Below are 22898 nucleotides of genomic sequence, written 5' to 3' on the forward strand. Positions count from 1 at the left end.
AAAACCGGCCATCCTGGTTGTCGGTCACGGCCAAGAAGGTTGACGCTCTACACACGATAGAGCGTTAGTGCCAGGAAGCAGATCAGCGCGTGGGCGTGGATACGCTCGGGCAGGCGGTGGTGGACCGGGGCGATCTCGATGTCGGACTTGAGCACCCGGAAGCCGCGCTCGATGTCTGCCAGCGCCTTGTAGCGCACGACCGCGTCAACTGGCGTCAGGTCGGGCGCATTGGTCAGCAGCGCGAGCTTGCCGTCGAAGAGTTCCGCTTCCGCAATGGCGGCCTCGTCTAGCGACCAGCTGAAGCGGTCGGCGGTGAAGTCGGCCTTGAGGAAGCGCGTCAGTTCGGCCTCGGCGACCGCGCGGGTGAACCGGCTGTAGGCACCGCGGTCGGAGGCCCGGCGGCCTCGGTCTGTCGCCCCGTCCGGCCCCGGATCCTCCACTGGAGGATCCGCCGCTGCGCGGTCCGGTCCGAACTCCTGGGCGTCGAGCTTGCCGACCATGCGCTCGGCCAGGGTTTCCAGTTCGGCGATGCGGGCGCGGCGCTTCTCGGACTGCTCGGCCGCGCGCAGCGGATCGTGCGCTACGATCAGGCGGTGGCCCGCGAAGCCGGCCTCGGCCAGGCCCGCCTCGTCGAACGCGAGGCCGCGGAAGGTCTCGACCAGCTCGCCGAAGCGGCGGGCGGGGACGGCCAGGATGAACTCGAGCTTGCGGCCGCCCTGATCGGCGAGCGTGGTGAGGGTATCGATATTGTCGAGGCTCAGCAGCCCTCGGTCGGCGACGAGGATCACCCGCTGCACCGGGAAACGCTGCAGGACGGTGGTCAGCATGGCCTGCCCGCCCGCCATGCCGGACCACTTCCGCCTCGCAGAGGCGTGCCACCAATTCGCGCAGCCGCGCATCGTCAAGCCCGCGGAGTTGCGGGACGGTGAGGTCGAACATCGAACGCCTCGTGATCAGCTTCGCTGTCCGGTCTAACTCGATGCGATGCACCCTGCCAGTGACGTCGCTCGACATCATCTGCCGGGACGCGAGCGCTACCACAGTATCACCGTCGCCTATAGGCGCGGCGTTGCGGACGCTATGTCAGCATGGGTTCATCAGTCGCATGTGGGGGACCGCGCGCTGATCGGCCCGCGCGGTTGATGCAATGCGTCATCGCGAGACTATTGCCGCAGGAGATGGACAGAACGGCCTCCAAAACCGGGATAGCAATCACGGTTCCTCGTGATCCAGCACTCCGGCTGGCGGCCAGTGCGGCAAGACATAGCGCCGACGCCAGCGCCGGATCCTTCGACACGGGCGGCGCGACATCTTGCGAGGCATGCGAGTGGGTTGTGGGACTTCCGGCATCCTCAGACGCCGCGGGTTCCTCCGGATCAATGCACCTGATCTGATCCGTGTGTGCCATATTCGCGCGCGGTAGGTCGTGAATGTCCGCGAAGAGGCCGCCTGACGCGTTGTCGTCTACGGCGACGGACAGGTCCACGTGCCCCCGTGCATCGCAGGCGTCGATGATGGACTGCCAACGCTCGGCCATCTGGATTCCGACATAGAGGGCAGGCGCGGATGCCTCGGACATGGTGATCTCCCGGTCTTTCACAGCCATGGTTCGGGGACGCCGCGAAAATCGCAAACGGACTGAGGGAGTTTGTTTGTCGGTCCCGGTCGGAACCTGCCCGGCGCCATCGGTGAACGTGCCGACATCGGTTGCGGGTGTACGGGTGCCGCCCCGGCGAAGGCTCAACCTTTGGTCGACGCAAACCGGGACGTTCGGCTCAAAACCCGGCATGACGCCCGGAACGCCCAGGGTCCGGAACTGGCTCCGGCAGCCGAGTGGCGGCTCGCCTTCCCTTCCCCTGCCGCCCCCTTCCCCACCCGACAAGCGCATGTCGATGTGCGCCGAGGGGTTGCCTCTTTCCGATGGAGAAGCCGCCTCAGCGGCGCCGATGATCGGGAACAGGGCGGCTGCTTGCAGCCGGGGGACGGGAACCCGTCCCCATACCCTGCTCTGCTCTGGACAGGGCCACCCTTTCCGTGGCGGGGGTCACTCACCATGACAGGAATTACCCGATGACGAAACGGTTTACCCGTAAAGGGGATGCCGGCGGGCCGGATTGATCGGCGCATGGAGCCTTCCTTCCCTTCCGATCCGGGCACCGGCTTGCCGGATAGGCGGATCCTGATGCGCCCGCTGATCTCCGTAATTTTTACATGAAACGCCGGTTTCTCGCGGGCTGAACCGATTTGGCCGAGGCTTGTCGGGGGCGTGCCCCTCCGCGCCTCAGGGGAAGGGGGCGGTAGGGAAAGGAGGTGTGAAAGGATTTTCGGTGTGGGCGCCTAGACTCCGGCGGTGGACCTCAGGGAGACAGGGCATGGCACGAGCCGGAGATGGAAAGACGCGATCGGACAAGCGGCGGGCGGACCGGCGTCTGTCGAAGCGCGTGACGGAGGAGGAGTTTCTCCGGTTCGAGGCCCGGGCGCGGGCCGCGGGGTACGAGTCGGCAAACGCCTACCTCTCGGCGTTCGTGCGCAGTGACGGGCAGGACCACTGGATCGACCGGAAGGACGCCGCACGCATCTTGGTCGCGCTGGCGAAGATCGGCACCAACGTGAACCAGATCGCACACCGATTCAACGCGGGCCGGGCATGGGCGCTCGCTCTGGAGGATCGGCGGATCATCGACGACGCGATCAAGGTCTGCGAGCAGGTCATGCGTGCGATCCGGAGCCATCTGACGTGATCTGCGAGATCATCCAGGTGCCCGGCGAGCCGGGTTCCGGTGCCGGCCCGGACGCGTTTAAGCCGGGCATCGACTACGTGTGTTCGAAGGCCTCGCGGATCGAGTTGCGCAACCTCGAATCGCGCGACTGGCGGGAGGCGGCGCGCGAGATGCGGCTGACGGCCGAGCTGTCCGAGAAGGTCCGGAAGCCCTACTATCACCTCGTGCTCAGCTGGCACGAACATGAGCAGCCGACCGATGACCAACAGGTCGAAGCCATGGACCATCTGATCCGCAGCCTCGGGCTCGAGGAGCACCAGGCGGTGATCGGCACCCACCGCGACACGCGGCGCTGCCATATCCATGCCGTGATCAACACCGTGCATCCGCTGACGGAAAAGGTCTGGTCGAAGTCGAAGGACCACGAGAAGGCCGAGCTTGCCTGCCGCCAGATCGAGCTGGACCAGGGTTGGAGCCACGACCGGGGCCATTTCGATCTTGTGGTCGTCGTGACCGAGGGTCGCCGTGTCGCCCGCCTGCTGCCGAAGCCCGCCGCGCACTGGGACAAGGTCAGGACTGACCGCGAGGCCGGGCGGCGCCCGAAGACCTCGGCCGAGATCCGCACCGAGAAGCGGACCGGGTTCGAGACCTTCGACCACAGCCTCCCGGATCCGCTGAAGGCGAAGGTGCGAGCGGCGGTGGAGGGATCCGCGGACTGGCCGACGCTGCATCTGGCGCTGCGCGAACTCGGGCTGCGCTACCAGCCGTTCGGCTCGGGCGCCCGGGTCCACCTGATCGGCTCGACGGAATACGCCAAGGCCAGCTCGTTCGGGTCGTGGTTCTCGCTTTCCCGAATGGAAAAGCGCCTCGGGCCCCATGTCCCAGCAATCGCCGATCCGGAACCGGACGCGGATGCCCACCTGGATCACCCCGTCCCCGCCGGCCCGATCGGCCTTGAAGGCGCACCGTCGCCGGAGGACGAGAAGGCAACCCGGGCGGAGGCGTTCAAGGTGACCCTGCTGCGCCGCCTCTACGTCAACATCCACGTCGACCCGCGCATTGCCCGGGAAATCCGCTTCGTCGCGCTCAATGCTCGGCCGCCGAGGATCGCGTTCCGGGACGGCGTGACGGTGCGCGATCATGGGCCGGAGCTCACGACCTCAGCCTCCACCCGAGCCGCCCGGGCGACGATGATCGCCATGGCGAAGGCCAAGGGCTGGACGACGGTAGTCCCCTCCGGCGAGGATGCCGACTACATCCGGCAGATGTCGCTCGAGGCGGCCGCGGCCGGCCTGCGGGTCATGGGTGTTCCGCCGGAGGTGCAGGCCGAGGCGGACCGGATCTACGCTCGGTGGCAGGCGACCCGGCCGATGATCGACCACCACGCCGAGGCGGCGCGGCAGGCGCATCTGGAGGACCAGGCCGACCGGGAGGCGGCGGTTCGGGACAACGCCGCTGCTCGGAAGCATGTCGCCGACCAGAAACGTGAGGTCAGCGCCGAGGCCCAGGCGGTGATCGATGTCATCGGGCCCGGACGTGAGCCGGCCGCCAGCGAGAAACGGCGAATGGTCCGCGAGGTGCGCGACCGCCTGCTGGCGAACCTGTCGAAGGCAATGCCGGCGCCGAAGCCCAAGCCGGCACCGGACGCAGCGAAGACCGATCCCGCCGGTGCCCGCCGCATCCAACGCCAACTGCGCGAGAACGATGCGCGCGAACTCGACGACCTGAAGCGGCTCGACATCGGCATGGTCGCCGCGGCGGGCGGCTGGTCCGACGTCTCGGCCACCCATCCCGACAGTTCGGACCGGCAGGGTCGGCGATTCCGCATCTACCAGCGCGGTGGTGACACGATCAAATGCACGCTGACAAAGGCGGGCCACTGGCTCTGGACGTCGAACAAGAGCGGCAGGGCCGGATCGGTGTTCGACCTCTGGCGCCTCGACAACCCGGGGCGGACCTTGGGCCACGCCCGCGCTGCGCTCCGCGAACTGGCCGGGACGACCCCCGTGTCGGCCTTGGCCGAGCGCCCGGTTCCTGCGGCGCCCGCCGATCCCGAGGATCACGACCACACCGCGGCCCGTCAGCGGTGGGAGCAGGCGTCCATGATCCGGGGTGCTGCGACCTATGCCGAGGTCCGCGGTATCGCCCGCAGCACCCTCGACCGTTTCGCGACCGAGCTGCGCTGCGGCCCGTTCGCCGGCATCCTCTTCGCCCACCGCAACCTCGAGACCGGCGACATCCAGGGCTTCGAGCAACGCTGGGAAAGGGATGGCGCGAAGAACCAGGCGCGGTTCGCGAAGGGCGGCCGGAAGTCGCTCTGCGTTCTGGGCGACCTGCGCAGTTCCACGCGGATGGTGGTCTGCGAAGGCGGCCTCGACGCCCTCGCCGTGGCCGAGATCGAGAATCGCGCCGACACTATCTACGTCTCGACCGGCGGCGGCTTCGGCCCGGAGACGGTACGGGCTTTGGCCCGACTGGCCGAGGGCCGCCGCGTGTTCGGCGCCTTCGACGCCGACGTGGCGGGCGAGACGCTGCACGCGCGCCTTGTGACCATCGTCCCCAGCGCGCGGCGGCTCGCCCCGCGGGGCCAGGTCGCTGGATCGAGCCGGATCTGCAAGGATTGGCTGGAGGTGCTGAACGCAACGAAGGGGACCCGCCCTCTACACCCACCAGCCGACAGCCCCTCGCACCCGTCGCAGGCTCCCCTGTCCGCTCCGACCCCCGACGATCTGCCGTCGCTGGGATGGAACTGATGCAGCGTCCGGCGTCGGTCAGGCTGCCCGCGCCGCCGATGTTGCCGCTCGAAGCGGGCAGGGTCAGAACCGACGCTGCTCGCCGCGGCCGTTCTTAGCCAGTCCATTGGAGACGTTCCCCTGAGGCTAGCATGGCAGGACGGGCAGGTCCGAACGCCTCCTCCTGGACAACCCGGTGAAAACCCCTAGCGTGGCGCGGTGCTTGAGGTTCCGCATTGTCCGATCCGTTGCCTGATTGCCCGATTTTTCGGTCGCTCGGTCCCCTGACCGCGCCCCTGTATGTCGGTTGCTTGTCCGACCTGGCCGCGGCGGAGCAATTCCAGCTGCTGGCGAAGATGGGAGAAGCCCCAGCCGCCGCCGGGGTGCGGGGCTTTCACGTCGCGATCGAGCACGGCCACTTCATCCTGCGCGAAGCGCAGCCCGGCCCCAGCCGCATCGCCACCGGCGTCGATGACGCCCTGCTGCCGCTGATCGCAGAAGGAACCGCCCGGGCCGACATCGTCAATCTGGCGGGGGCCTTCGCGATGGACTCCGGCGTCCATCTGATCGAGCCCTGGTTCCGCGGTAATCCTCCCCACTTTAACGGGGCGGCCGACTGCGGATTGTCGTCGGCGACTACATGGATGTGACCGGGTCGGCGGCGCTGCACCGGCTCGCCGATCTCGAGGGCACATCTGCGGGCAGACTGGAGGCGTGCGATGTCTCGCCGGGACAGTTTTGCGGTGACCTCGTCCAATCGGCTGAAGCCCCAAGGACGTCGATGCGCATGTGGAGGCACCCGACGCGGACATCTTCATGAGGCCACGTCCTCGGACAGGTCCATGACCCCTGCATGAACAGGAAATCAGGCGTGATCACACCCCGCAATCAAAGGGCCGAAACACAGTGGACAGCCTGTTGTCAGTCCTGCTTGAAGACCGATGCGGTCGGGGCGGCCATGATCTGTTCTGCGGCGGCTGGGGTCCTGACCAGATCGGCAAGGGTGAGGGATTCGATCAGCAGCAGGTATGACCAGAAGATCTCGGCAAAGACCTTGCGGATGCGGCAGGCGGCCTCGTCGGTGCAATCCTCGCAGCGCTGGTAGGATCTGCGCGACAGGCAGGGCAGCGGCGCGATCGGACCGTCGATCATCCGCAGCAGGTCGCTCAGCGGAATCTGCGACGGCTCCTTGATCAGCAGATAACCGCCCGACCGGCCGCGCAGGCTGGCGATGAAGCCCGCGTTGCGGATGTCGAGCAGGATGTGCTCCAGAAACCGCTTCGGCGTGCCCGACCGCGCGGCGATATCCTCGATGCGCAGCGCCCGACGCTCGCCCGCGCGTTCCTCGGCCAGCACCATCAGGGCCTTCAGCGCGTATTTCATCTTTTGCGTGATCATGAGCTGAAACTATTGTTCCGCCGAGAACGCGACAAGGAAATTCGACATCTCGGGTCGTATATGGCCGCAACACCGGCCGCCTGCGGCACCGGCCCCGCCTCTTTCACACATCGATTCGCGCTCGCTGCTTCGAAGCTGAGCGCCGGATGGCGGCCTCGGAGACAGGGGCGCCTCCGCATTCGCACAAGAAATGGGCGACTTGCCAGCCGGGGCAATTCATTCCGAGCCGCGAACACCCGTTTCCCGCAAGCCCACATCAACCGCGGCAAAAGCCTGCACTGACCGGGGTTCTTTCCGATCTTCTTCCCGGCGCTGCCGGGGCCAGAGAACATTCTTCTCCTGAACGGCCGAAGATCGCCCATTCTCTTTCCTTGTCATACACGATTTTATCTGTCGTATTTATCGGGACGGCAGCGGGTCCGTCGGAAGCCAATGGGAGACGATCATGGAAGCGAGAGCGTTCGACAGCCGTCAGCCGCAGGGCTTCCGGCGGATGTGCCGCGACCGCGATGCGGCGCAGGCCGGCCCGGTCTGGAGCCTGCATCTGGTTCACCGCGAAACCGGCGACGTGCTGCGGCTGAACGGGATGCCGCTGGTGATCTACACCCGCGACGCCACCGAAGGGCTGGCCAGCCTGCTGGAGGACCGCGATCCGCGGTTGTGGCGGGCCGAGGTCAGCCGCGTCGCCGAGCCGCTTGCCCGGATCTGACCGGCAGGAATGGACGCCGGCCCACCAAAGCGGGCCGGCCTGACGACAGACAGGAATAGAGAGAGACAGATGACCAGGATCCACCAGAGTTTCCCGCGCGCGCTGGCCGTGGCGGGCCTTGCGCTGGCCGCAGCCTTCGGGGCGCCGGCCTCGGCCGAGACGCTGCTGAACGTCAGCTACGACCCCACGCGCGAACTTTACCGCGAGGTGAACGAGGCCTTCGCGAAACACTGGCAATCGCAGGGCCACGAGGCGCCGACGATCGAGACCAGCCACGGCGGGTCCGGCGCACAGGCGCGGTCGGTGATCGACGGGCTGAATGCGCAGGTGGTGACCCTGGCGCTGGCCTCGGACATCGACGCGATCGCCGAAAGATCCGGCAAGCTTCCGGCCGACTGGCAGTCGAAACTGCCTCACAATTCCTCGCCCTATACCTCGACCATCGTGTTTCTGGTGCGCGAGGGCAATCCCAAGGGCATCGCCGATTGGGGCGATCTGGTGAAGGACGGGGTGCAGGTCATCACGCCGAACCCCAAGACCTCGGGCGGGGCGCGCTGGAACTATCTGGCGGCCTGGGCCTGGGCCGAGAAGAACGGGCAGGACCCGAAAGAGTTCGTCGGCGCGCTGTTCCGCAATGTGCCGGTGCTGGATACCGGCGCCCGCGGGTCGACCACGACCTTCGCGCAGCGGGGCCTTGGCGACGTGCTTCTCGCCTGGGAAAACGAAGCCTGGCTGGCGCTGAAGGAACTGGGCGAGGACCGGTTCGACATCGTCGTGCCTTCGGTTTCGGTACTCGCCGAACCGCCGGTGGCGCTGGTCGAGGGCAACATCGCCTCGGATGCGCAACGCGAGCTGGCGACCGCCTATCTGGAGTACCTTTACACCCCCGAGGCGCAAGCGGCGGCCTTCCGGCATTTCTACCGCGCCTGGGATGCCTCGGCCGCCGATCCGCAGGATGTGAAGCGCTTCCCCGAACTGGAACTGGTCGAGATCGGCCATTTCGGCGGCTGGGCCAAGGCACAGCCCGAACATTTCGGTGACGGCGGCATCTTCGACCAGATCTACGAGGCAAAGTGACATGCGCCCGCTTGCACTCCGGGCACCCACCGCCCTTCCCGGCTTCGGCCTTTCGATGGGGATCACGCTGACCATCCTGTCGCTGGTGGTGCTGCTGCCGATCGGCGCGCTGCTCCTGCGGGGGGCGGCGATCGGGCCGGCCGACATTCTGGCCCTGCTGGCGCGCGAGAGGGTGCAGGCGGCACTGATCCTGTCGTTCCGGGCGGCGCTGGTGGCGGCGCTTTTCAATCTCGTCTTCGGCCTGGCGCTGGCCTGGGTGCTGGCGCGCTACCGCTTCCCCGGCCGCCGCCTTGTCGATGCGGCGGTGGACCTGCCCTTCGCGCTGCCCACCGCGGTGGCCGGCATCGCGCTGACCGCGCTTTACGCCCCGAACGGTCCCCTCGGCCAGCTTCTCGCCCCCTTCGGGCTGCGCGTCGCCTATACCGAGGCCGGCATCTGGATCGCGCTGATCTTCGTAGGCCTGCCGTTTGTCGTCCGTTCGGTTCAGCCGGTGATCGAGGAAATCGACCGCGAGGTGGAAGAAGCCTCGGCCACGCTGGGCGCCTCGCGGGCACGGACCTTCACGCGCGTCATCCTGCCGATGCTGGTGCCCGCGCTGCTGACCGGCTTTGCGCTGGCCTTGGCGCGCAGCGTGGGCGAATACGGATCGGTCATCTTCATTGCCGGCAACCTGCCGATGGCAACCGAGATCGCGCCCCTGCTGATCGTGATCCGGCTGGAAGAATTCGACTATGACGGCGCCGTGGCCATCGCGCTGGCCATGCTGGGAATTTCCTTCGCGCTGCTTTTGGCCATCAACCTTGTCCAGATCTGGAGCCGCCGCCGAATGGGCGCGGTCTGAGCCATGTCACACACTCTTTCCCTGCCCACCCCCCTTGCGGCCACCGCCGAGCCTGTCTGGGTCCGCCGCCTGCTGATCCTGACCACGCTGGCCCTCCTGGCCATGCTGGTGCTGGCCCCGCTGCTGGCGGTCTTTGCCGAGGCGCTGAAACAGGGCGTGGCTCTGGCGGTGGCCTCGCTTGGCAACCGCGACGCGCAGGCAGCGATCCAGCTGACGCTGATCGTGGCCGCGGTCTCGGTGCCACTGAACGCGGCCGCGGGCATCGCCGCCGCCTGGGCGATCACCAAGTTCGACTGGCGCGGCAAGGCCTTCCTGATCACGCTGATCGACCTGCCGTTCTCGGTCTCGCCGGTGGTGGCGGGGCTGTGCTTCGTGCTGCTGTTCGGTGCCAATTCGGCGATCGGCGGCTGGCTGGTCGCCAACGGCTACCCGGTGGTCTTCGCCATTCCCGGCATCGTGCTGGCCACCATGTTCATCACCTTCCCCTTCGTCGCGCGCGAGCTGATCCCGGTGATGACCGAACAGGGCCGCGCCGAGGAGGAGGCCGCGCTGACCCTTGGCGCCTCGGGCTGGCGGATGTTCCTGACCGTGACGCTGCCGAACATCCGCTGGGCGCTGCTTTACGGCGTGCTGCTCTGCAACGCCCGCGCCATGGGCGAGTTCGGCGCCGTCGCCGTCGTCTCGGGCAAGATCCGCGGCAAGACCTCGACCATGCCGATCATGATCGAGATGCTCTACAACGAATATCTCTCGGTCGCGGCCTTTTCGATGGCGGCGCTGCTGGCGGCGCTCGCCCTTGTCACCCTGACGCTGAAATCCGCCCTGGAATGGCGCTATGCCGACCAGCTGGCCGCCACCCACCGCCACTGAGGAGAGGCCCATGCATATCCAGATCGACGAGATCGCCAAGGAATTCGGCCCCACCACCGCGCTGCATCCGGTCAGCCTGTCGATCCCCTCGGGCGCGCTGATCGCGCTTCTGGGGCCGTCGGGCTCGGGCAAGACCACGCTCTTGCGCATCCTCGGCGGGCTGGAGTTTCCGACCTCGGGGCGGGTGCTCTTCGACGGCCAGGACGCGACCGGCCTGACGGTACAGGAGCGCCGCGCGGGCTTCGTGTTCCAGAGCTATGCGCTGTTCCGGCACATGACGGTGTTCGAGAACGTGGCCTACGGCCTGCGCGCCCGTCCCCGCCGCCACCGCCCCACCGGGCCAGAGATCGACCGCCGTGTCCACAAGCTGCTCGATCTGATCCAGCTGCCCGACATCGGCGCGCGGTATCCCTCACAACTGTCGGGCGGCCAGCGCCAACGGGTGGCGCTGGCCCGCGCGCTGGCCATCGAGCCGCGGATGCTGCTCCTCGACGAGCCCTTTGGCGCGCTCGACGCCCGCGTCCGCAAGGAGCTGCGCCAGGGCCTGCGCGAGATCCACGACGCGACCGGCCTGACCACCGTCTTCGTCACCCACGACCAGGAGGAGGCGATGGAGCTCGCCGACCTCGTCGTGGTGATGTCGATGGGCCGCATCGAGCAGATCGGCAAGCCCGGGGACATTCGCGCAAGGCCAAAAACCGACTTTGTCAGACAGTTCATCTCGGCCTGAGCGATGGCGCCCGGCCGAAGTCCCGGCAGCGGGCTCGCAGCCCTGCTGCCCGCGCGCCTCGCGCTATGGGCGACCACCGCCCCTTTCCGCCCCGATCCGCGGTTGCCACCCGATCTGCTGGACGCGATCCGGGTACTGGCGGTGAAGGGATGGCGCCTGCGCCGCGCCGGGCCGCGCAACCATGCGGTCTGGCTGGCAGAACCGGAGCTTCAGCACCGACTGCGGGCGGTGGTTCTGCCCGACGGACGCGCCCGGCTGGCGCTGCCGGAATGGAACGCGCTGCTGCGCCACCGGCTGCAACCGCTTCTGCCGGGACTGGCACCTGCCGATCCGCTCGCGCTCGGCCAGGCGGCCCAGCGGCTGCGGTCCGCGCTCGCACCTGAGTGGCTCGGCCCTGGCCGGCCCCTCGGCCCCTTCCGCTGCGCTCCGGCGCCTGAACTCCCCGTGAGGATGGATGGATGACAATGCTCGACACACACACGGACTCTCCGCCCCGCGCGCCGGCCATGGACCGGATCGACCGCAAGATCATCCACGAGCTGCAACGCGACTGCTCGATCTCGATCGCGCAACTGGCCGACCGGGTGGGCCTGTCGCAGACCCCGTGCTGGAAGCGCATCCAGCGGCTGGAACAGTCGGGCGTGATTACCGGCCGGGTGGCGCTGGTCGATCCCGGGCGGATCGGGCTTGGCTTGACGGTCTTCGTCGAGATCGAGGCCCCAGACCACAGCCCCGCCTGGCGCGCGCGCTTCGTCGAGACGGTGACCGGCCTGCCCGAGGTGGTGGGCGTCTGGCGCATGGCCGGCGACGTCGATTACCTGCTGAAGGTGGTGATGCCCGACATGCCCAGTTTCGACCGTTTCTATCAGCGCCTGACCGAGGCCACCGCCCCCCGCAACGTCACCTCGAAATTCGCCATGGAGCGCATGAAGGATACCACCGTCCATCCCGTCAACACGACTGATCCCTGACCCGGCGAGTCGACCGTGGTCCAACAGGGGAGGGAACAGGTTTCTACGAATGGCGACCCCGACAGAAAGACGTCATCGCTCCCGGCTGGAAAAGAGGCAGATCCAAACACGACAATCATGCTAGTCTATTTGCGGATGGAATGGAGGCGCCGAGCGATGCATTCAGCACAGACACACTTCGGGACCGCGGCAACGAAGTCCGTATCTGCAGACCCGGCCCGTGCTGCGACGCTGGGCAAGGCGCAGGTGCGCGTCCTGTCGGCAACGCGGCCTTGCCCGGTCGGCCTGGCGGTGTTCCTGCTGGCCTATGCCGCGGTGGTGGGGATCATTCTAGCGCCGTCCGGAAGCCTCAGCTCCGCCGGTGCAACTGTTGGCCAGATCCGGTGACGTGATGTTCCACGGCCCCGATCCGGAGCTTGCCCGTCTGCTGGTCCCCCTGCTGCAGTCGAACCCCAAGGCCCACGAGGCGTCCCTTCTCCGTCGGTTCGGGCGGGCTTTCGCACCCGTCACCCTGCGGTTGTCTCGCGAAGCCCAAGCCAACCCGACTGTCGCGGCACCCGACGATCGGCAAGCCTGACAGGCTCCTTCCTCCAAAGAACATGAGCCGACCGGCGCCCGCTGGAACGGGCGCCTGCCGTCGGTTCAGGTCGACGATGGCGCCGCCGCGATCCGCCGGGCCTCTTCCCGCAGGGCAGCCTTCTGGATCTTGCCGGTCGCGGTCTTCGGCAGGTCGCGGAACACCACACGCCGCGGCGCCTTGAAATGCGCAAGGTGATCACGCACCCATGCGATCAGATCGGCCCCGGAGGGCGCGGGGCCTTCGGCGCGCAGCGTGACGAAGGCGGCCGGGGACTCGCCCCAGAACGGGTGCGGCTCGGCCACCACGGCCGCCTCGAGCACGGCGGCATGGCGCGACAGGACTTCCTCGACCTCGAGCGAACTGATGTTCTCACCGCCCGAGATGATGATGTCCTTGGCGCGGTCCTTCACCTCGACATATCCGTCGGGATGCAGGACGCCCAGATCGCCGGTGCGCAGCCAGCCATCCGCCAGCGTCTCGGACGTGGCCGCCGGGTTCTTCAGATAGCCCAGCATCACCGTGTTGCCGCGAAAGGCGATCTCGCCCAGCGTCCGGCCATCGGCCGGAACCGGTCGGCCCTCCGGGTCCAGCACTGTCACATCCTCGACCGCCACCAGCGGCACCCCCTGCCGCGCGCGGACCGTGGCCAGCTCGGCCGGGGCGAGGTCGGCCCATGCCGCCTGCGGCGCGCAGACCGTGGTCGGGCCATAGCTTTCGGTCATGCCATACATGTGGATCACATCGAAGCCCCGCGCCGCCGCGGCGGCCAGCACGGCCGAGGTCGGCGCCGCGCCGCCGGTGCCGATGATGACCGGACGGCTGCCGGGGCCGCGCTCGGGCACGCCGTCGCGGACGTTCAGAATCATCGTCAGCACGACCGGGGCGGCGCAAAGATGGGTGATTGCCGCCTCGTCGATGCGGTTCAGGATCGCCACCGGATCGACCCGCGGCAGGCAGACCTGCGTGGTTCCCGCCGCGGCGGCGGCCCAGATGCCGCTCCAGCCGTTGCAGTGGAACGCGGGCAGCGTCCAGAGATAGCGGCTGTCGCTGCGCAGGCCCAGCACCGCCATGTTGGCCAGCGCCGCCAGATGGGCGCCGCGGTGGTGCAGCACCACGCCCTTCGGGTTGCCCGTGGTGCCGCTGGTGTAGTTGATGGCGATCGGATCCCATTCGGAGTCGGGCAGCCTCCACGGCGCAGGCAACGCCGCGGCCAGCGCGGCCTCGTAGTCCGCGGCGCCCGAGAGCCCGGCGGGCAGCGGACCATCGCCCGCCACCAGAACCGCAGGCGGATGGTCAAGGCCCGCCAGAGCCTCGTCCGCAAGCGTCGCAAGGCTCGCGTCGACCAGCAGCACCTTCGCCTCGCTGTGGGCAAGGATGAATGCCAGCCCCGCCCCGTCCAGCCGGGTGTTCAGCGGGTTCAGCACCGCCCCGGCCAGCGGCACCCCGAAATGCGCCTCGAGGATCAGCGGCACGTTCGGCGCCAGCACCGCCACCACGTCGCCCGGTTCCACCGAAAGCGCGGCCAGCGCCCCCGCAAGCCTGCGGCAACGCTCGGCGTAGTCGGCCCAGGTGAAGCGCCGGTCGCCGTCGATCACGGCGACCTGCCCCGGCCAGACCCGCGCCGCCCGGCGCAGGAAGGTGAGGGGCGACAGCGGCACATCCGTTGCCGGCGAGGGGGTCAGGCAGGCCCATCGGTTCTGCGGAAAAGGCATTGCGAAAATCCCTTTCACCACGTGGGCAGGATGGTGCCATCGAAACGCGTCAGGATGAACTCCTTCACCTCGGGCGAGCGGTAGAGGTCGATGAAGGTCTTCAGCCGCGCATCCTCGGCATTGTCGCGGCGGGTGGCCCAGACCAGATGCCAGCGGCTGTGCTCGTCTTCCAGGATCAGCGCCGTCTTCGGATCGAGCCCCGCCAGCACGGCATAGTTCAACGTGATGACGGCGGCATCGACATCGGGCAACGACGTAGGAAGCTGCGCCGCGTCCAGTTCCACGAAGCGCAGGTTGCGCGGATTCCCGGCCAGATCGAGCACCGTCGCCGTGATCCCCGCGCCTTCCTTCAGCCGGATGACGCCGGCCTTTTCCAGCAGGAACAGTGCGCGGGCCGCGTTGCTGGGATCGTTCGGAATGGCGATGGTGCCGCCTTCGGGCAGGTCGGCGAGCGAGGTGAGACGCGCCGAATAGACCCCGGTCGGCACCACGATCGAGGCCGGCCCCGGCACCAGATCGAAACCGCGCGCGGTGATCTGGTTCTGAAGATAGGGGATGTGCTGGAAGTTGTTGGCATCAAGGTCGCCATGCGCCAGCGCCTCGTTGATCAGCGGCCAGTCGGTGAACTCGATGATCTCGGCCTCGATGCCCTGCGCGGCCGCCAGTTCGGCCGTGTGGCGCAGGATGTCGCCATAGGGGCCGGCCGAGACGCCGATCTTCAGCGGGTCGGCGGCCCAGGCGGGCAGCGCAAGGCCCAGCGTGGCGCCAAGGCCAAGGGCCGCGATCAGGTGGCGGCGAGTCGTCTTCATCTGTCGTCCTCTCGTGTCTCTTGTCTGGCCAGCGACGGGAATCGCCCCGCGGCCGGTGTCGGTTGTCGACCGGCACCGACTGTAGGCGCGGGATGTTCCACGCCGAATTCCAAAGACGACTTGTATGGTAGAGATTTATCCTCCCGCTCCGCGCAGCCGGAGAGAGTTGTTCCCGGGCGGCCCGTCCGCCTGTGCATTGACCGGTGCAAGCGCGCTGGAAGGGGTCGGCCTGCCCGCCGCGGGCGGGGAATGGTCTTCTCCCGAACGGCCCGCCGGGAGACGGGACGCGTCGTATTCCGCCGGTCTTTGGATTGGAACGCGCAGCACCCGGCCCTTATCAATTCTCTCAGATAAGGTTTCGTCAGAACAGAAGGTTGCCGCCATGCCCTGCCAAGTGCCGACATGCCGACTCCGCACGGGGAGACAGCCATGAGCCTGCTGCGCCCGCTTTTCGCCCTGCCTTCCACCCTGGCCGAAGCCGCCACCGGGACGCCCCCTGCCGTCGCGTTCGAGCATGTATCGAAAAACTATTCCTCTCGTCATGGACAGACGCCGGTTCCGGCGCTGCGCGATGTCAGCGTCAGCGTGGGTCCGGGCTCGATCACCGGCGTCATCGGCCCCTCGGGCGCCGGCAAGTCGACGCTGATCCGGCTGGTCAACGGGCTGGAGCATGCCACCTCGGGCCGGGTGAGCCTGTTCGGCCGCGAGGTCGGCGCCCTTAGCGAGGCCGAATGGCGGCGCGAGCGGCGTTCGATTGGCATGATCTTCCAGCATTTCAACCTGCTGTCCTCGCGCACGGTGTTCCAGAACGTGGCCCTGCCGCTGGTCATTGCCGGGGTTCCGTCAGCGCAGATCCGGCCCCGGGTCGAGCGGCTGCTGGATCTGGTGGGCATCGCCGACAAGCGCGACCGCTATCCGGCCGAACTGTCGGGCGGGCAGAAGCAGCGCGTCGGCATCGCCCGGGCGCTGGCCAACGATCCGCGCATCCTGCTGTGCGACGAGGCGACTTCGGCGCTCGACCCTGAAACCACACTGTCGATCCTGCGGCTGCTGCGGCAGGTGAACCGGGATCTGGGCGTAACCATCCTGCTGATCACCCACGAGATCCCGGTCATCAAGGAAATCTGCGACCGGGTCGCGGTGCTCGAGGCCGGGCGGATCGTCGAAAGCGGCCCGGTGTTCGACGTCTTCACCCGCCCCGCCACCCCCATCGCGGCGCGTTTCGCGGTCGCCGCGACCGGCGTGGACCTGCCCCCCGAATGGGAGGCGCGCAAGCTCGCCCCCGGTCAGGCGGGTGCGCACAGCCTTGTCCGCATCACGCTGGCCGGGCAGGCCGGCGCCGCGCTGGCCCGCCTCGGCGCCCTTGGCCCCGGCGTCGAGATCGTCTCGGCGCGGATCGACTCCATCGGCGGGCGACCCTTCGGTGTGGTTCTGGCGCTGCTCGATCCGAAAACCGTGCCGCTGGCCCGGCTGCGGGCGGCCCTGCCCGATCCCCGCCCCTTGATCGAGGAGATCGCCCATGTCGCCTGAACTGATCCGCCTGATCGTCGAGGCCACCCGCGACACGCTCTACATGGTTGCCATCTCGGGTCTGATCGGGGCGGCGGCGGGGCTGCCGCTGGGGCTGTTTCTCGCCACCAGCAAGCGGGGCGAGCTGTTCGCCGCGCCTTGGCTGAACGCGGTGCTTGGTGTCCTTGTGAACGCCACCCGCTCGACCCCGTTCATCATCCTGGTGGTGGCGATCGTGCCGCTGACGCGGGCCATTGCCGGCACCTCGATCGGCACCACGGCTGCGATCGTCCCGCTGTCCATCGCGGCCGCCCCCTTCATCGCCCGCATCGTCGAGGGCGCGGTGCGCGAGGTCGATCACGGCCTGATCGAGGCCGCCCGCGCGATGGGGGCAACGCCCCTCCAGATCGTGACCCGCGTCCTGCTGCCCGAGGCGCTGCCCGGCATCCTGCTGGGCCTGACGCTCGCCCTTGTCAGCCTGCTTGGCTATTCGGCGATGGTCGGCGCGGTCGGCGGCGGCGGTCTGGGCGATCTCGGCATCCGCTACGGCTATCAACGCTTCATGCCCGAGGTGATGGCCGTCGTCGTCCTCGTCCTCGTCCTGCTGGTGCAGGCCACCCAGACCGCGGGCGAGCGGCTGGCCATCCACCTCAACAAGCGCATCCGCCGGCCCTGACCGGCGGCGCCTTCACCCGAAAACGGAGATCGACATGTCCCGAACCCTGCTGTCCCGCGACCTTCTTCTGGGCGCGACCGGAGCCGCCTTGCTTGCCCTTCCCGCACTGGCCGAAACCCTGCGGATAGGCGTGACGCCGGGGCCGCACGCCCAGATCCTCGAGGCGGTGCGCCCGATTGCGGCGCAGAAGGGCCACCAGATCGAGATCATCGAATTCTCGGACTATGTGGTGCCGAACGAGGCGCTGAACGCCGGCGAGATCGAGGCCAATAGTTTCCAGAATCAGCCCTATCTCGACAACCAGATCCGAGACCGGGGCTATGACATCGTGCCGGTGGCCCAGACGGTCAACTTCCCGCTGGGGATCTATTCAACGAAACATGACGACTGGGCCAGCCTTCCTGAAGGCGCCACCGTCGCGATCCAGAACGATCCGACCAACGGCGGCCGCTCGCTGCTGCTGCTGCGCGACCACGGCGCGATCACCCTGCGCGAGGGCGTGGGCTTCACCCCCACCGTGGCCGACATCGTCGAGAACCCGAAGAAGCTGAAGATCCTCGAGATCGATGCGGCGCAGACGGCGCGTTCGCTGCCCGACGTGGATGCGGCGGCCGTCAACACCAACTATGCCACCGAGGCCGGGCTGAAGCCGTCGGACGCGATCCTGCGCGAGGACCCCAAGGGGCCCTATGTCAACCTGATCGCCGTGCGCAAGGCCGATGCCGACGCCGCATGGGTCAAGGATCTGGTCGGCGCCTATCACTCGCCCGAAGTGCGCGCCTTCATAGACGCCAAATTCGAAGGGTCCGTCCTGCCGGCCTGGTAGGCCCGCGACGGACCGGGGGTCGTCGACCTCCCCCGACGACCCCACTCTTTTCGCAGGAAATCCGATGACCGAACTAGTCCCTGTTCCACAGGATCTTGCGGCGCGTGCCCATGTCGATCTGCCGACCTACCGCCGCCGCTATGCCGAGTCTCTGCGTTCGGCCGACGACTTCTGGGCTGCCGAGGCTGCCTTCCTCGACTGGATCCGCCCGTTCCGCGAGGTTTCGGATACGAACTTCGACCCGGCGGACCTGCGCATCCGCTGGTTCGCCGATGGCACCCTGAACGCCTCGGTCAACTGCATCGACCGGCACCTGCCGGCCAAGGCCGATCAGCCCGCCCTGCTGTGGGAGGGCGACCGGCCCGGCGAAAGCCGCACCGTCACCTGGGCCGAGCTGGCCGATCAGGTCAACCGCCTCGCCAACGTGCTGCGGGGGCTGGGGGTGGCCAAGGGCGATGTCGTCACGATCTACATGCCGGTCATCCCCGAGGCGATCGTGGCGATGATGGCCTGTGTCCGCATCGGCGCGGTCCATTCGGTGGTGTTCAGCGGATTCTCGGCCGAGGCGCTGGCGGACCGCATCCGCGATGCGGGCGCGCGCGTGGTCATCACGGCGGACGAGGGGTTGCGCGGCGGCCGGGTGGTGCCGCTCAAGCGCAATGCCGACCATGCGGCGGCCGCGGCCGGAGGCGTCGCGCATCTGATCGTGGCCGCGCGCACCGGCGCCGCGGTGCCGATGACCCCCGGTCGCGACATCCGCTGGGGTCCGGCGCTGACTGCCGCCGATCCCTGGTGCCCGCCCGTCGAGGTCGGGGCCGAGGATCCGTTGTTCGTGCTCTACACCTCGGGGTCGACCGGGCGGCCGAAGGGTCTGGTCCACACCACGGGCGGCTATCTGGTGCAGGTCGGCACCAGCTGGCGCACCATCTTCGACTGGCACGAGGGCAATGTCTTCTGGTCTACCGCCGATATCGGCTGGGTGACCGCGCACAGCTACAAGATCTACGGGCCGCTGCTGAACGGCGCCACCTCGGTCCTGTTCGAAGGGGTGCCAACCTTTCCCGATTCCTCGCGCTGGTGGTCGATCATCGAGAAGCACCGTGTCGCGATCTTCTACACCGCCCCCACCGCGATTCGGTCGCTGATGCGCGAGGGCGAAGCGCCCGTGCGCCGCCACGACCTGTCCTCGCTGCGCGTGCTGGGCTCGGTCGGCGAGCCGATCAATCCCGACGCCTGGCATTGGTTGCATCGCATCGTGGGGGGCGGGCGCTGCCCGATTGTGGACACCTACTGGCAGACCGAGACCGGCTCGGTGCTGCTGGTGCCGATCCCGGGGCCGGTGGCGAACAAGCCCGGCGCCGCCGGCAAGCCCTATTTCGGCATCCGGCCCGTCGTGATGGACACCGCCGGCCGCCCCGTGGCCGGCGCGGGGCGCGGCAGCCTGTGCTTCGCCGGATCGTGGCCCGCGCAGGCGCGCACGATCCTGCACGACCACGACCGCTTCCTGCGCACCTATTTCTCGCCCTTCCCCGGTCATTTCTTCACCGGGGACGGAGTCGAGCGCGATGGCCTTGGCTATTACCGCATCACCGGGCGGATCGACGACGTGCTGAACGTCTCGGGCCACCGCCTGGGAACGGTCGAGCTGGAAAGCGCCATCGCAAGCCACCCCGCCGTGGCCGAGGCGGCGGTGGTGGGCGTCCCCCATCCGGTCAAGGGACAGGCGATCTTCGCCTTCGTCACGCTGAAGGCCGACCAGCCGGAGAACGAGGCGCTGAAGGCCGCGATCGTGGCGCTGGTGCGCGAAAGGATCGGCCCGATTGCCACGCCCGAGGCGCTGCTCTGGGCGCCGGCCCTGCCGAAGAACCGCGCCGGCAAGATCCTGCGCCGCATGCTTGCGAGGATCGCCGCCGGGGACTACCACGATCTGGGCGACACGACGACCCTCGCCGATCCCGAGGCGGTCGACGAGATCATCCGCCGCCACCGGGCCAGCCAAAAGGAGCCGACATGAACGCCGAGGACCTGCGCGTCCTGCAGGCGCCGCTGAAGGAAAGCTACAAGGCCGATCCCGCGGCGGCGCGGGTCACGCTGCGTGCCACCGGCACGCTTGGCGACGGCCTGTCGTGCCGGCTGGAAACCGGCCGCGCGCTGGTCGAGGCCGGACTGCATCCCGCCACCGGCGGCAGCGGCGCACAGGCCTGTTCGGGCGACATGCTGCTGGAGGCGCTGGTGGCCTGTGCGGGCGTCACGCTGAACGCGGTTGCCACGGCCATCGGATTCGATCTGCGCGGCGGCACCGTCACCGCCGAGGGCGATCTGGATTTCCGCGGCACGCTGGGCGTGGACCGCGAGGCGCCGGTCGGGTTCTCGGCGATCCGGCTGCGCTTCGACCTCGACACGCCCGAGCCGCAGGAGCGCATCGACACGCTGACAAAGCTCTCGGAACGCTACTGCGTCGTGCTTCAGACGCTGACGGTGCCGCCCGCCATCGCGCTGGAGGTCGCCGCGCATGACTGACCGCGCGCCTGCCCCCGAGACGCTGGCCGCGCAGGCACTGGGGCGGATCGATGGTGCGACCGGGGCGCTGATCCCGCCGATCCACCCCTCGACCACCGACGAGCGCGACGCCGACACCGGCTATTCCCGCGCCATCGCCGGGATTGCCCGCGCGGCGGGGCGCGGCTGGCGGTGGATTCCACCGTGGGCACGCCGGTCCTGACCCGGCCGCTGGAGCTCGGCGCCGATATCGGCATGCATTCGGCCACGAAATACCTCAACGGGCACAGCGATCCTCGGCCCGTTCGAGGCTTGGCTGCTGCAACGCGGGCTGCGCACGCTGTTGGCGCGGGTCCGCTGGCAATGCGCCTCGGCCGCGGTGCTGGCCGACCGGCTTGCGGCGCATCCGCGGGTGGCGGGCGGGCGCAAGGCCGCCATCGCCACCGCGGCGCGGGTGCGGGTCTGGACGCGGGCGACCTCGCTTGGCGGGGGGGGGAAAGCCTGATCGAGCACCGCGCCAGCATCGAAGGGCCGACCTCGCCGGTGCCCGACGACCTGCTGCGCCTGTCGGTCGGGCTGGAGGCCGCCGAGGATCTCTGGGACGATCTGGCCGCCGCGCTTGGATGAGCAGGGGCCGGACCCGCGAGAGGGTCCGGCCCGTTCAGTCCAGCCGGTGGATCAGCGACTGGTCGAGCACGGCCATGACCTGCCGCCGCAGATCCTCGAACCCATGGGCGCTGCGGTCGCGCGGACGCTCGAGGCTGACCCGGATCTCGGCCTGAACCCGCCCCGGGTGGGGCCGCAGGATCACGATGCGGTCGGCCAGCACGATGGCCTCGTCCACGTCATGGGTCACCACGATCAGCGTGGGCCGCGGGTCTGTCTGCTGCCACACATGCAGCAGATGGTCCTGAAGGTCGATCCGGGTGAAGGCGTCGAGCGCCGAGAACGGCTCGTCCAGCAGCAGCACCTCGGGGCGGGTCACCAGCGCGCGGGCGATCGCCACCCGCTGGGCCTGCCCGCCCGACAGCTCGCGCGGCCAGACGCCCGCCTTGTCAATCAGGCCCACGCGGCGCAGCGCCTCTTCGACCAGCACCCGGCGGTCCCGGGCGGGCCTGCGGCCCAGCCCGAAGCCCACGTTCCCCGCCACCGTGAGCCAGGGAAAGAGCCGCGGCTCCTGAAACAACACGCCGATCTTCTCGTGCGGGCCACTCACCTCTGCGCCATCCAGCACGACCCGACCCGGGGCGGGCCGGTCCAGCCCCGCGATCAGCCGCAGCAGCGTGGACTTGCCGCAGCCCGAGCCGCCGAGAATGGCGAGGATCTCGCCCGGCTCCACCCGCAGCCCGACGCCCTCCAGCGCCTGCACGCCGTTGGGATAGGTCTTTCCGATATTGTCCAGCGCCAGCATGGGATCTCCTAGTGGTGGCGGGCGAAGCCGTCTTCCCAGCGCAGGAACGGCGCCGAGATCCAGCCCAGAAGACTGTCGGTGGCCTTGCCCAGCAGGGCGAAGGCGATGATGGCGGCCACGATCTGGCCCGGCTTGCCCAGCTGCTGCCCGTCGATCAGCAGATAGCCCAAGCCCTCGGACGCGCCCATGAACTCGGCCGCGACCACGAACATCCAGCCAAGACCCAGGCCCGAGCGCAGCGCGGTGACATAGGCGGGAAGCACCGCCGGCAGCAGGATGCGTCCGACCATCGCCGGCCCGGACAGCCGGTAGATGCGGCCGACCTCGACGATCCTGCGGTCGACGGACCGGATCGCGGCCATCAGGCCCAGATAGACCGGGAAGAACACACCCACCGCGATCAGCACGATCTTCGAGGTCTCGAAGATGCCGAACCACAGGATGAACAGCGGCACCCAGGCGATGGAGGGGATGGCGCGCAGCGCCTGAAGGCTCGGGTCCAGCAGGCGGCTTGCCAGGCACGAATAGCCCGTCAGCGCACCCGCCAGCGTCCCCGCCGCCACGCCAAGACCGAAGCCCGCGCCGACCCGGCCAAGCGTCGCCAGCGCGTGATCGGCCAGCCCGCCGCCCTGCCAGAGCGACCAGAGCGTGGCCCCGACCGCGGACGGGGGCGGAAGCAGGCGGCCGCTGTTCAGCCCCAGAGCCACCGCCGCTTCCCACAGAAGACCCAGCGCCCAGCCGGTTCCGCCGAGACGCCGGGCTGACGGACGCGGCACGGAGAGCGAGGTGTCGGCCATCGCCCCTGCCCTCAGTTCGTCGTCACGGGCA

Annotated in this window: 23 protein-coding genes and 1 pseudogene; 17 read left to right on the forward strand and 7 right to left on the reverse strand. The window is 68.7% G+C overall.

Going from position 1 to position 22898, the window contains the following annotated elements; genetic code table 11:
• Positions 1 to 50 precede the first annotated feature (50 nt).
• A pseudogene (locus LV780_RS16570) lies at positions 51 to 830 on the reverse strand (IS1634 family transposase); the annotation flags it as partial.
• Between the two features lie 248 nt (positions 831 to 1078).
• Positions 1079 to 1579: a hypothetical protein gene (locus tag LV780_RS16575; RefSeq protein ID WP_146172328.1), complete on the reverse strand. Its 501-nt coding sequence runs from the start codon at positions 1577 to 1579 to the stop codon at positions 1079 to 1081.
• Between the two features lie 793 nt (positions 1580 to 2372).
• Here LV780_RS16575 and LV780_RS16580 point away from each other — a divergent pair.
• The 3 genes from LV780_RS16580 (at position 2373) to LV780_RS16590 (ending at position 6102) form a co-directional block, all read left to right on the forward strand.
• Positions 2373 to 2741 carry a plasmid mobilization protein gene (locus tag LV780_RS16580; RefSeq protein ID WP_108222336.1) on the forward strand — a complete coding sequence of 123 codons (369 nt, stop codon included), beginning with the start codon at positions 2373 to 2375 and terminating at the stop codon, positions 2739 to 2741.
• The gene (locus tag LV780_RS16585; RefSeq protein ID WP_181318552.1) at positions 2738 to 5473 is read left to right on the forward strand and encodes a relaxase/mobilization nuclease domain-containing protein; all 2736 of its coding nucleotides are present in this window, start codon (positions 2738 to 2740) and stop codon (positions 5471 to 5473) included. Before LV780_RS16580 ends, LV780_RS16585 begins: the two co-directional genes overlap by 4 nt.
• 290 nt (positions 5474 to 5763) lie before the next feature.
• Positions 5764 to 6102, forward strand: coding sequence for a phospholipase D-like domain-containing protein (locus LV780_RS16590; protein ID WP_233864169.1), 339 nt, complete (start codon positions 5764 to 5766; stop codon positions 6100 to 6102).
• A gap of 271 nt (positions 6103 to 6373) precedes the next feature.
• Here the strand turns inward: LV780_RS16590 and LV780_RS16595 are convergent, their stop codons facing one another.
• Positions 6374 to 6850: an RrF2 family transcriptional regulator gene (locus LV780_RS16595; protein ID WP_011910658.1), complete on the reverse strand. Its 477-nt coding sequence runs from the start codon at positions 6848 to 6850 to the stop codon at positions 6374 to 6376.
• A 445-nt stretch (positions 6851 to 7295) separates the two neighbouring features.
• Here LV780_RS16595 and LV780_RS16600 point away from each other — a divergent pair, with 445 nt between their 5' ends.
• The 7 genes from LV780_RS16600 (at position 7296) to LV780_RS16630 (ending at position 12048) form a co-directional block, all read left to right on the forward strand.
• Entirely contained in the window at positions 7296 to 7559 is a 264-nt protein-coding gene (locus tag LV780_RS16600; RefSeq protein ID WP_101342214.1) for a hypothetical protein, read from the forward strand.
• Positions 7560 to 7628: 69 nt separating this feature from the next.
• A complete protein-coding gene (locus LV780_RS16605; protein WP_108222338.1) occupies positions 7629 to 8636 on the forward strand; it encodes a sulfate ABC transporter substrate-binding protein in 1008 nt (335 codons plus the stop codon).
• 1 nt (position 8637) lies between these two features.
• Positions 8638 to 9477 carry a sulfate ABC transporter permease subunit CysT gene (cysT, locus tag LV780_RS16610; RefSeq protein ID WP_108222339.1) on the forward strand — a complete coding sequence of 280 codons (840 nt, stop codon included), beginning with the start codon at positions 8638 to 8640 and terminating at the stop codon, positions 9475 to 9477.
• A 3-nt stretch (positions 9478 to 9480) separates the two neighbouring features.
• On the forward strand, positions 9481 to 10347 hold the full coding sequence (cysW, locus tag LV780_RS16615) for a sulfate ABC transporter permease subunit CysW (protein WP_108222340.1): 867 nt from the start codon (positions 9481 to 9483) through the stop codon (positions 10345 to 10347).
• A gap of 10 nt (positions 10348 to 10357) precedes the next feature.
• The gene (locus LV780_RS16620; RefSeq protein ID WP_108222341.1) at positions 10358 to 11077 is read left to right on the forward strand and encodes a sulfate/molybdate ABC transporter ATP-binding protein; all 720 of its coding nucleotides are present in this window, start codon (positions 10358 to 10360) and stop codon (positions 11075 to 11077) included.
• A 3-nt stretch (positions 11078 to 11080) separates the two neighbouring features.
• Positions 11081 to 11539 (forward strand): hypothetical protein, encoded by a 459-nt coding sequence (locus tag LV780_RS16625; protein ID WP_181318553.1) that lies wholly within the window; start codon positions 11081 to 11083, stop codon positions 11537 to 11539.
• A complete protein-coding gene (locus tag LV780_RS16630; protein WP_180325177.1) occupies positions 11536 to 12048 on the forward strand; it encodes an Lrp/AsnC family transcriptional regulator in 513 nt (170 codons plus the stop codon). The genes LV780_RS16625 and LV780_RS16630 overlap by 4 nt, the downstream gene beginning before the upstream one ends.
• 642 nt (positions 12049 to 12690) lie before the next feature.
• Here the strand turns inward: LV780_RS16630 and LV780_RS16635 are convergent.
• Positions 12691 to 14340, reverse strand: coding sequence for an AMP-binding protein (locus LV780_RS16635; protein ID WP_108222344.1), 1650 nt, complete (start codon positions 14338 to 14340; stop codon positions 12691 to 12693).
• A gap of 14 nt (positions 14341 to 14354) precedes the next feature.
• Positions 14355 to 15149 (reverse strand): MetQ/NlpA family ABC transporter substrate-binding protein, encoded by a 795-nt coding sequence (locus LV780_RS16640; protein ID WP_108222345.1) that lies wholly within the window; start codon positions 15147 to 15149, stop codon positions 14355 to 14357.
• Between the two features lie 429 nt (positions 15150 to 15578).
• On the opposite strand from LV780_RS16640, the gene LV780_RS16645 reads away from it, so the two are divergent.
• The 7 genes from LV780_RS16645 to LV780_RS16675 all read left to right on the forward strand — a co-directional run bounded on the left by LV780_RS16645 (position 15579) and on the right by LV780_RS16675 (position 21286).
• Positions 15579 to 16679 (forward strand): methionine ABC transporter ATP-binding protein, encoded by a 1101-nt coding sequence (locus tag LV780_RS16645; protein ID WP_233864171.1) that lies wholly within the window; start codon positions 15579 to 15581, stop codon positions 16677 to 16679.
• Positions 16669 to 17334 (forward strand): methionine ABC transporter permease, encoded by a 666-nt coding sequence (locus LV780_RS16650; RefSeq protein ID WP_108222346.1) that lies wholly within the window; start codon positions 16669 to 16671, stop codon positions 17332 to 17334. Before LV780_RS16645 ends, LV780_RS16650 begins: the two co-directional genes overlap by 11 nt.
• Positions 17335 to 17368: 34 nt before the next feature.
• Entirely contained in the window at positions 17369 to 18160 is a 792-nt protein-coding gene (locus LV780_RS16655) for a MetQ/NlpA family ABC transporter substrate-binding protein (RefSeq protein WP_117345105.1), read from the forward strand.
• A 64-nt stretch (positions 18161 to 18224) separates the two neighbouring features.
• Entirely contained in the window at positions 18225 to 20174 is a 1950-nt protein-coding gene (gene acs, locus LV780_RS16660; RefSeq protein WP_108222348.1) for an acetate--CoA ligase, read from the forward strand.
• Entirely contained in the window at positions 20171 to 20680 is a 510-nt protein-coding gene (locus LV780_RS16665; protein WP_108222349.1) for an OsmC family protein, read from the forward strand. The genes acs and LV780_RS16665 overlap by 4 nt, the downstream gene beginning before the upstream one ends.
• Positions 20673 to 20882, forward strand: a complete 210-nt coding sequence (locus LV780_RS16670; protein WP_117345104.1) for a hypothetical protein — start codon at positions 20673 to 20675, stop codon at positions 20880 to 20882. The genes LV780_RS16665 and LV780_RS16670 overlap by 8 nt, the downstream gene beginning before the upstream one ends.
• On the forward strand, positions 20864 to 21286 hold the full coding sequence (locus LV780_RS16675) for a PLP-dependent transferase (RefSeq protein WP_425320093.1): 423 nt from the start codon (positions 20864 to 20866) through the stop codon (positions 21284 to 21286). Before LV780_RS16670 ends, LV780_RS16675 begins: the two co-directional genes overlap by 19 nt.
• Positions 21287 to 21320: 34 nt before the next feature.
• Here LV780_RS16675 and LV780_RS16685 read toward each other — a convergent pair whose 3' ends face one another.
• Both LV780_RS16685 and LV780_RS16690 read right to left on the reverse strand, forming a co-directional pair.
• The gene (locus tag LV780_RS16685) at positions 21321 to 22070 is read right to left on the reverse strand and encodes an ABC transporter ATP-binding protein (protein WP_108222350.1); all 750 of its coding nucleotides are present in this window, start codon (positions 22068 to 22070) and stop codon (positions 21321 to 21323) included.
• Positions 22071 to 22078: 8 nt separating this feature from the next.
• Positions 22079 to 22867: an ABC transporter permease gene (locus LV780_RS16690; RefSeq protein ID WP_108222351.1), complete on the reverse strand. Its 789-nt coding sequence runs from the start codon at positions 22865 to 22867 to the stop codon at positions 22079 to 22081.
• Positions 22868 to 22898 lie beyond the last annotated feature (31 nt).

It is taken from the genome of Cereibacter azotoformans (assembly GCF_021391315.1).
Lineage (GTDB): Bacteria > Pseudomonadota > Alphaproteobacteria > Rhodobacterales > Rhodobacteraceae > Cereibacter_A > Cereibacter_A azotoformans.

What these genes read in the sequence shown, in the direction of transcription:
- LV780_RS16580 (WP_108222336.1), top strand. Translation starts at nt 2,373, where the DNA reads ATGGCACGAGCCGGAGATGGAAAGACGCGATCGGACAAGCGGCGGGCG.
- LV780_RS16640 (WP_108222345.1), bottom strand. Translation starts at nt 15,149, where the DNA reads ATGAAGACGACTCGCCGCCACCTGATCGCGGCCCTTGGCCTTGGCGCC.
- LV780_RS16655 (WP_117345105.1), top strand. Translation starts at nt 17,369, where the DNA reads ATGTCCCGAACCCTGCTGTCCCGCGACCTTCTTCTGGGCGCGACCGGA.
- LV780_RS16685 (WP_108222350.1), bottom strand. Translation starts at nt 22,070, where the DNA reads ATGCTGGCGCTGGACAATATCGGAAAGACCTATCCCAACGGCGTGCAG.
- LV780_RS16575 (WP_146172328.1), bottom strand. Translation starts at nt 1,579, where the DNA reads ATGTCCGAGGCATCCGCGCCTGCCCTCTATGTCGGAATCCAGATGGCC.
- LV780_RS16595 (WP_011910658.1), bottom strand. Translation starts at nt 6,850, where the DNA reads ATGATCACGCAAAAGATGAAATACGCGCTGAAGGCCCTGATGGTGCTG.
- LV780_RS16630 (WP_180325177.1), top strand. Translation starts at nt 11,536, where the DNA reads ATGACAATGCTCGACACACACACGGACTCTCCGCCCCGCGCGCCGGCC.
- acs (WP_108222348.1), top strand. Translation starts at nt 18,225, where the DNA reads ATGACCGAACTAGTCCCTGTTCCACAGGATCTTGCGGCGCGTGCCCAT.
- LV780_RS16665 (WP_108222349.1), top strand. Translation starts at nt 20,171, where the DNA reads ATGAACGCCGAGGACCTGCGCGTCCTGCAGGCGCCGCTGAAGGAAAGC.
- LV780_RS16635 (WP_108222344.1), bottom strand. Translation starts at nt 14,340, where the DNA reads ATGCCTTTTCCGCAGAACCGATGGGCCTGCCTGACCCCCTCGCCGGCA.
- cysT (WP_108222339.1), top strand. Translation starts at nt 8,638, where the DNA reads ATGCGCCCGCTTGCACTCCGGGCACCCACCGCCCTTCCCGGCTTCGGC.
- cysW (WP_108222340.1), top strand. Translation starts at nt 9,481, where the DNA reads ATGTCACACACTCTTTCCCTGCCCACCCCCCTTGCGGCCACCGCCGAG.
- LV780_RS16625 (WP_181318553.1), top strand. Translation starts at nt 11,081, where the DNA reads ATGGCGCCCGGCCGAAGTCCCGGCAGCGGGCTCGCAGCCCTGCTGCCC.
- LV780_RS16650 (WP_108222346.1), top strand. Translation starts at nt 16,669, where the DNA reads ATGTCGCCTGAACTGATCCGCCTGATCGTCGAGGCCACCCGCGACACG.
- LV780_RS16670 (WP_117345104.1), top strand. Translation starts at nt 20,673, where the DNA reads ATGACTGACCGCGCGCCTGCCCCCGAGACGCTGGCCGCGCAGGCACTG.
- LV780_RS16620 (WP_108222341.1), top strand. Translation starts at nt 10,358, where the DNA reads ATGCATATCCAGATCGACGAGATCGCCAAGGAATTCGGCCCCACCACC.
- LV780_RS16600 (WP_101342214.1), top strand. Translation starts at nt 7,296, where the DNA reads ATGGAAGCGAGAGCGTTCGACAGCCGTCAGCCGCAGGGCTTCCGGCGG.
- LV780_RS16645 (WP_233864171.1), top strand. Translation starts at nt 15,579, where the DNA reads ATGAGCCTGCTGCGCCCGCTTTTCGCCCTGCCTTCCACCCTGGCCGAA.
- LV780_RS16690 (WP_108222351.1), bottom strand. Translation starts at nt 22,867, where the DNA reads ATGGCCGACACCTCGCTCTCCGTGCCGCGTCCGTCAGCCCGGCGTCTC.
- LV780_RS16605 (WP_108222338.1), top strand. Translation starts at nt 7,629, where the DNA reads ATGACCAGGATCCACCAGAGTTTCCCGCGCGCGCTGGCCGTGGCGGGC.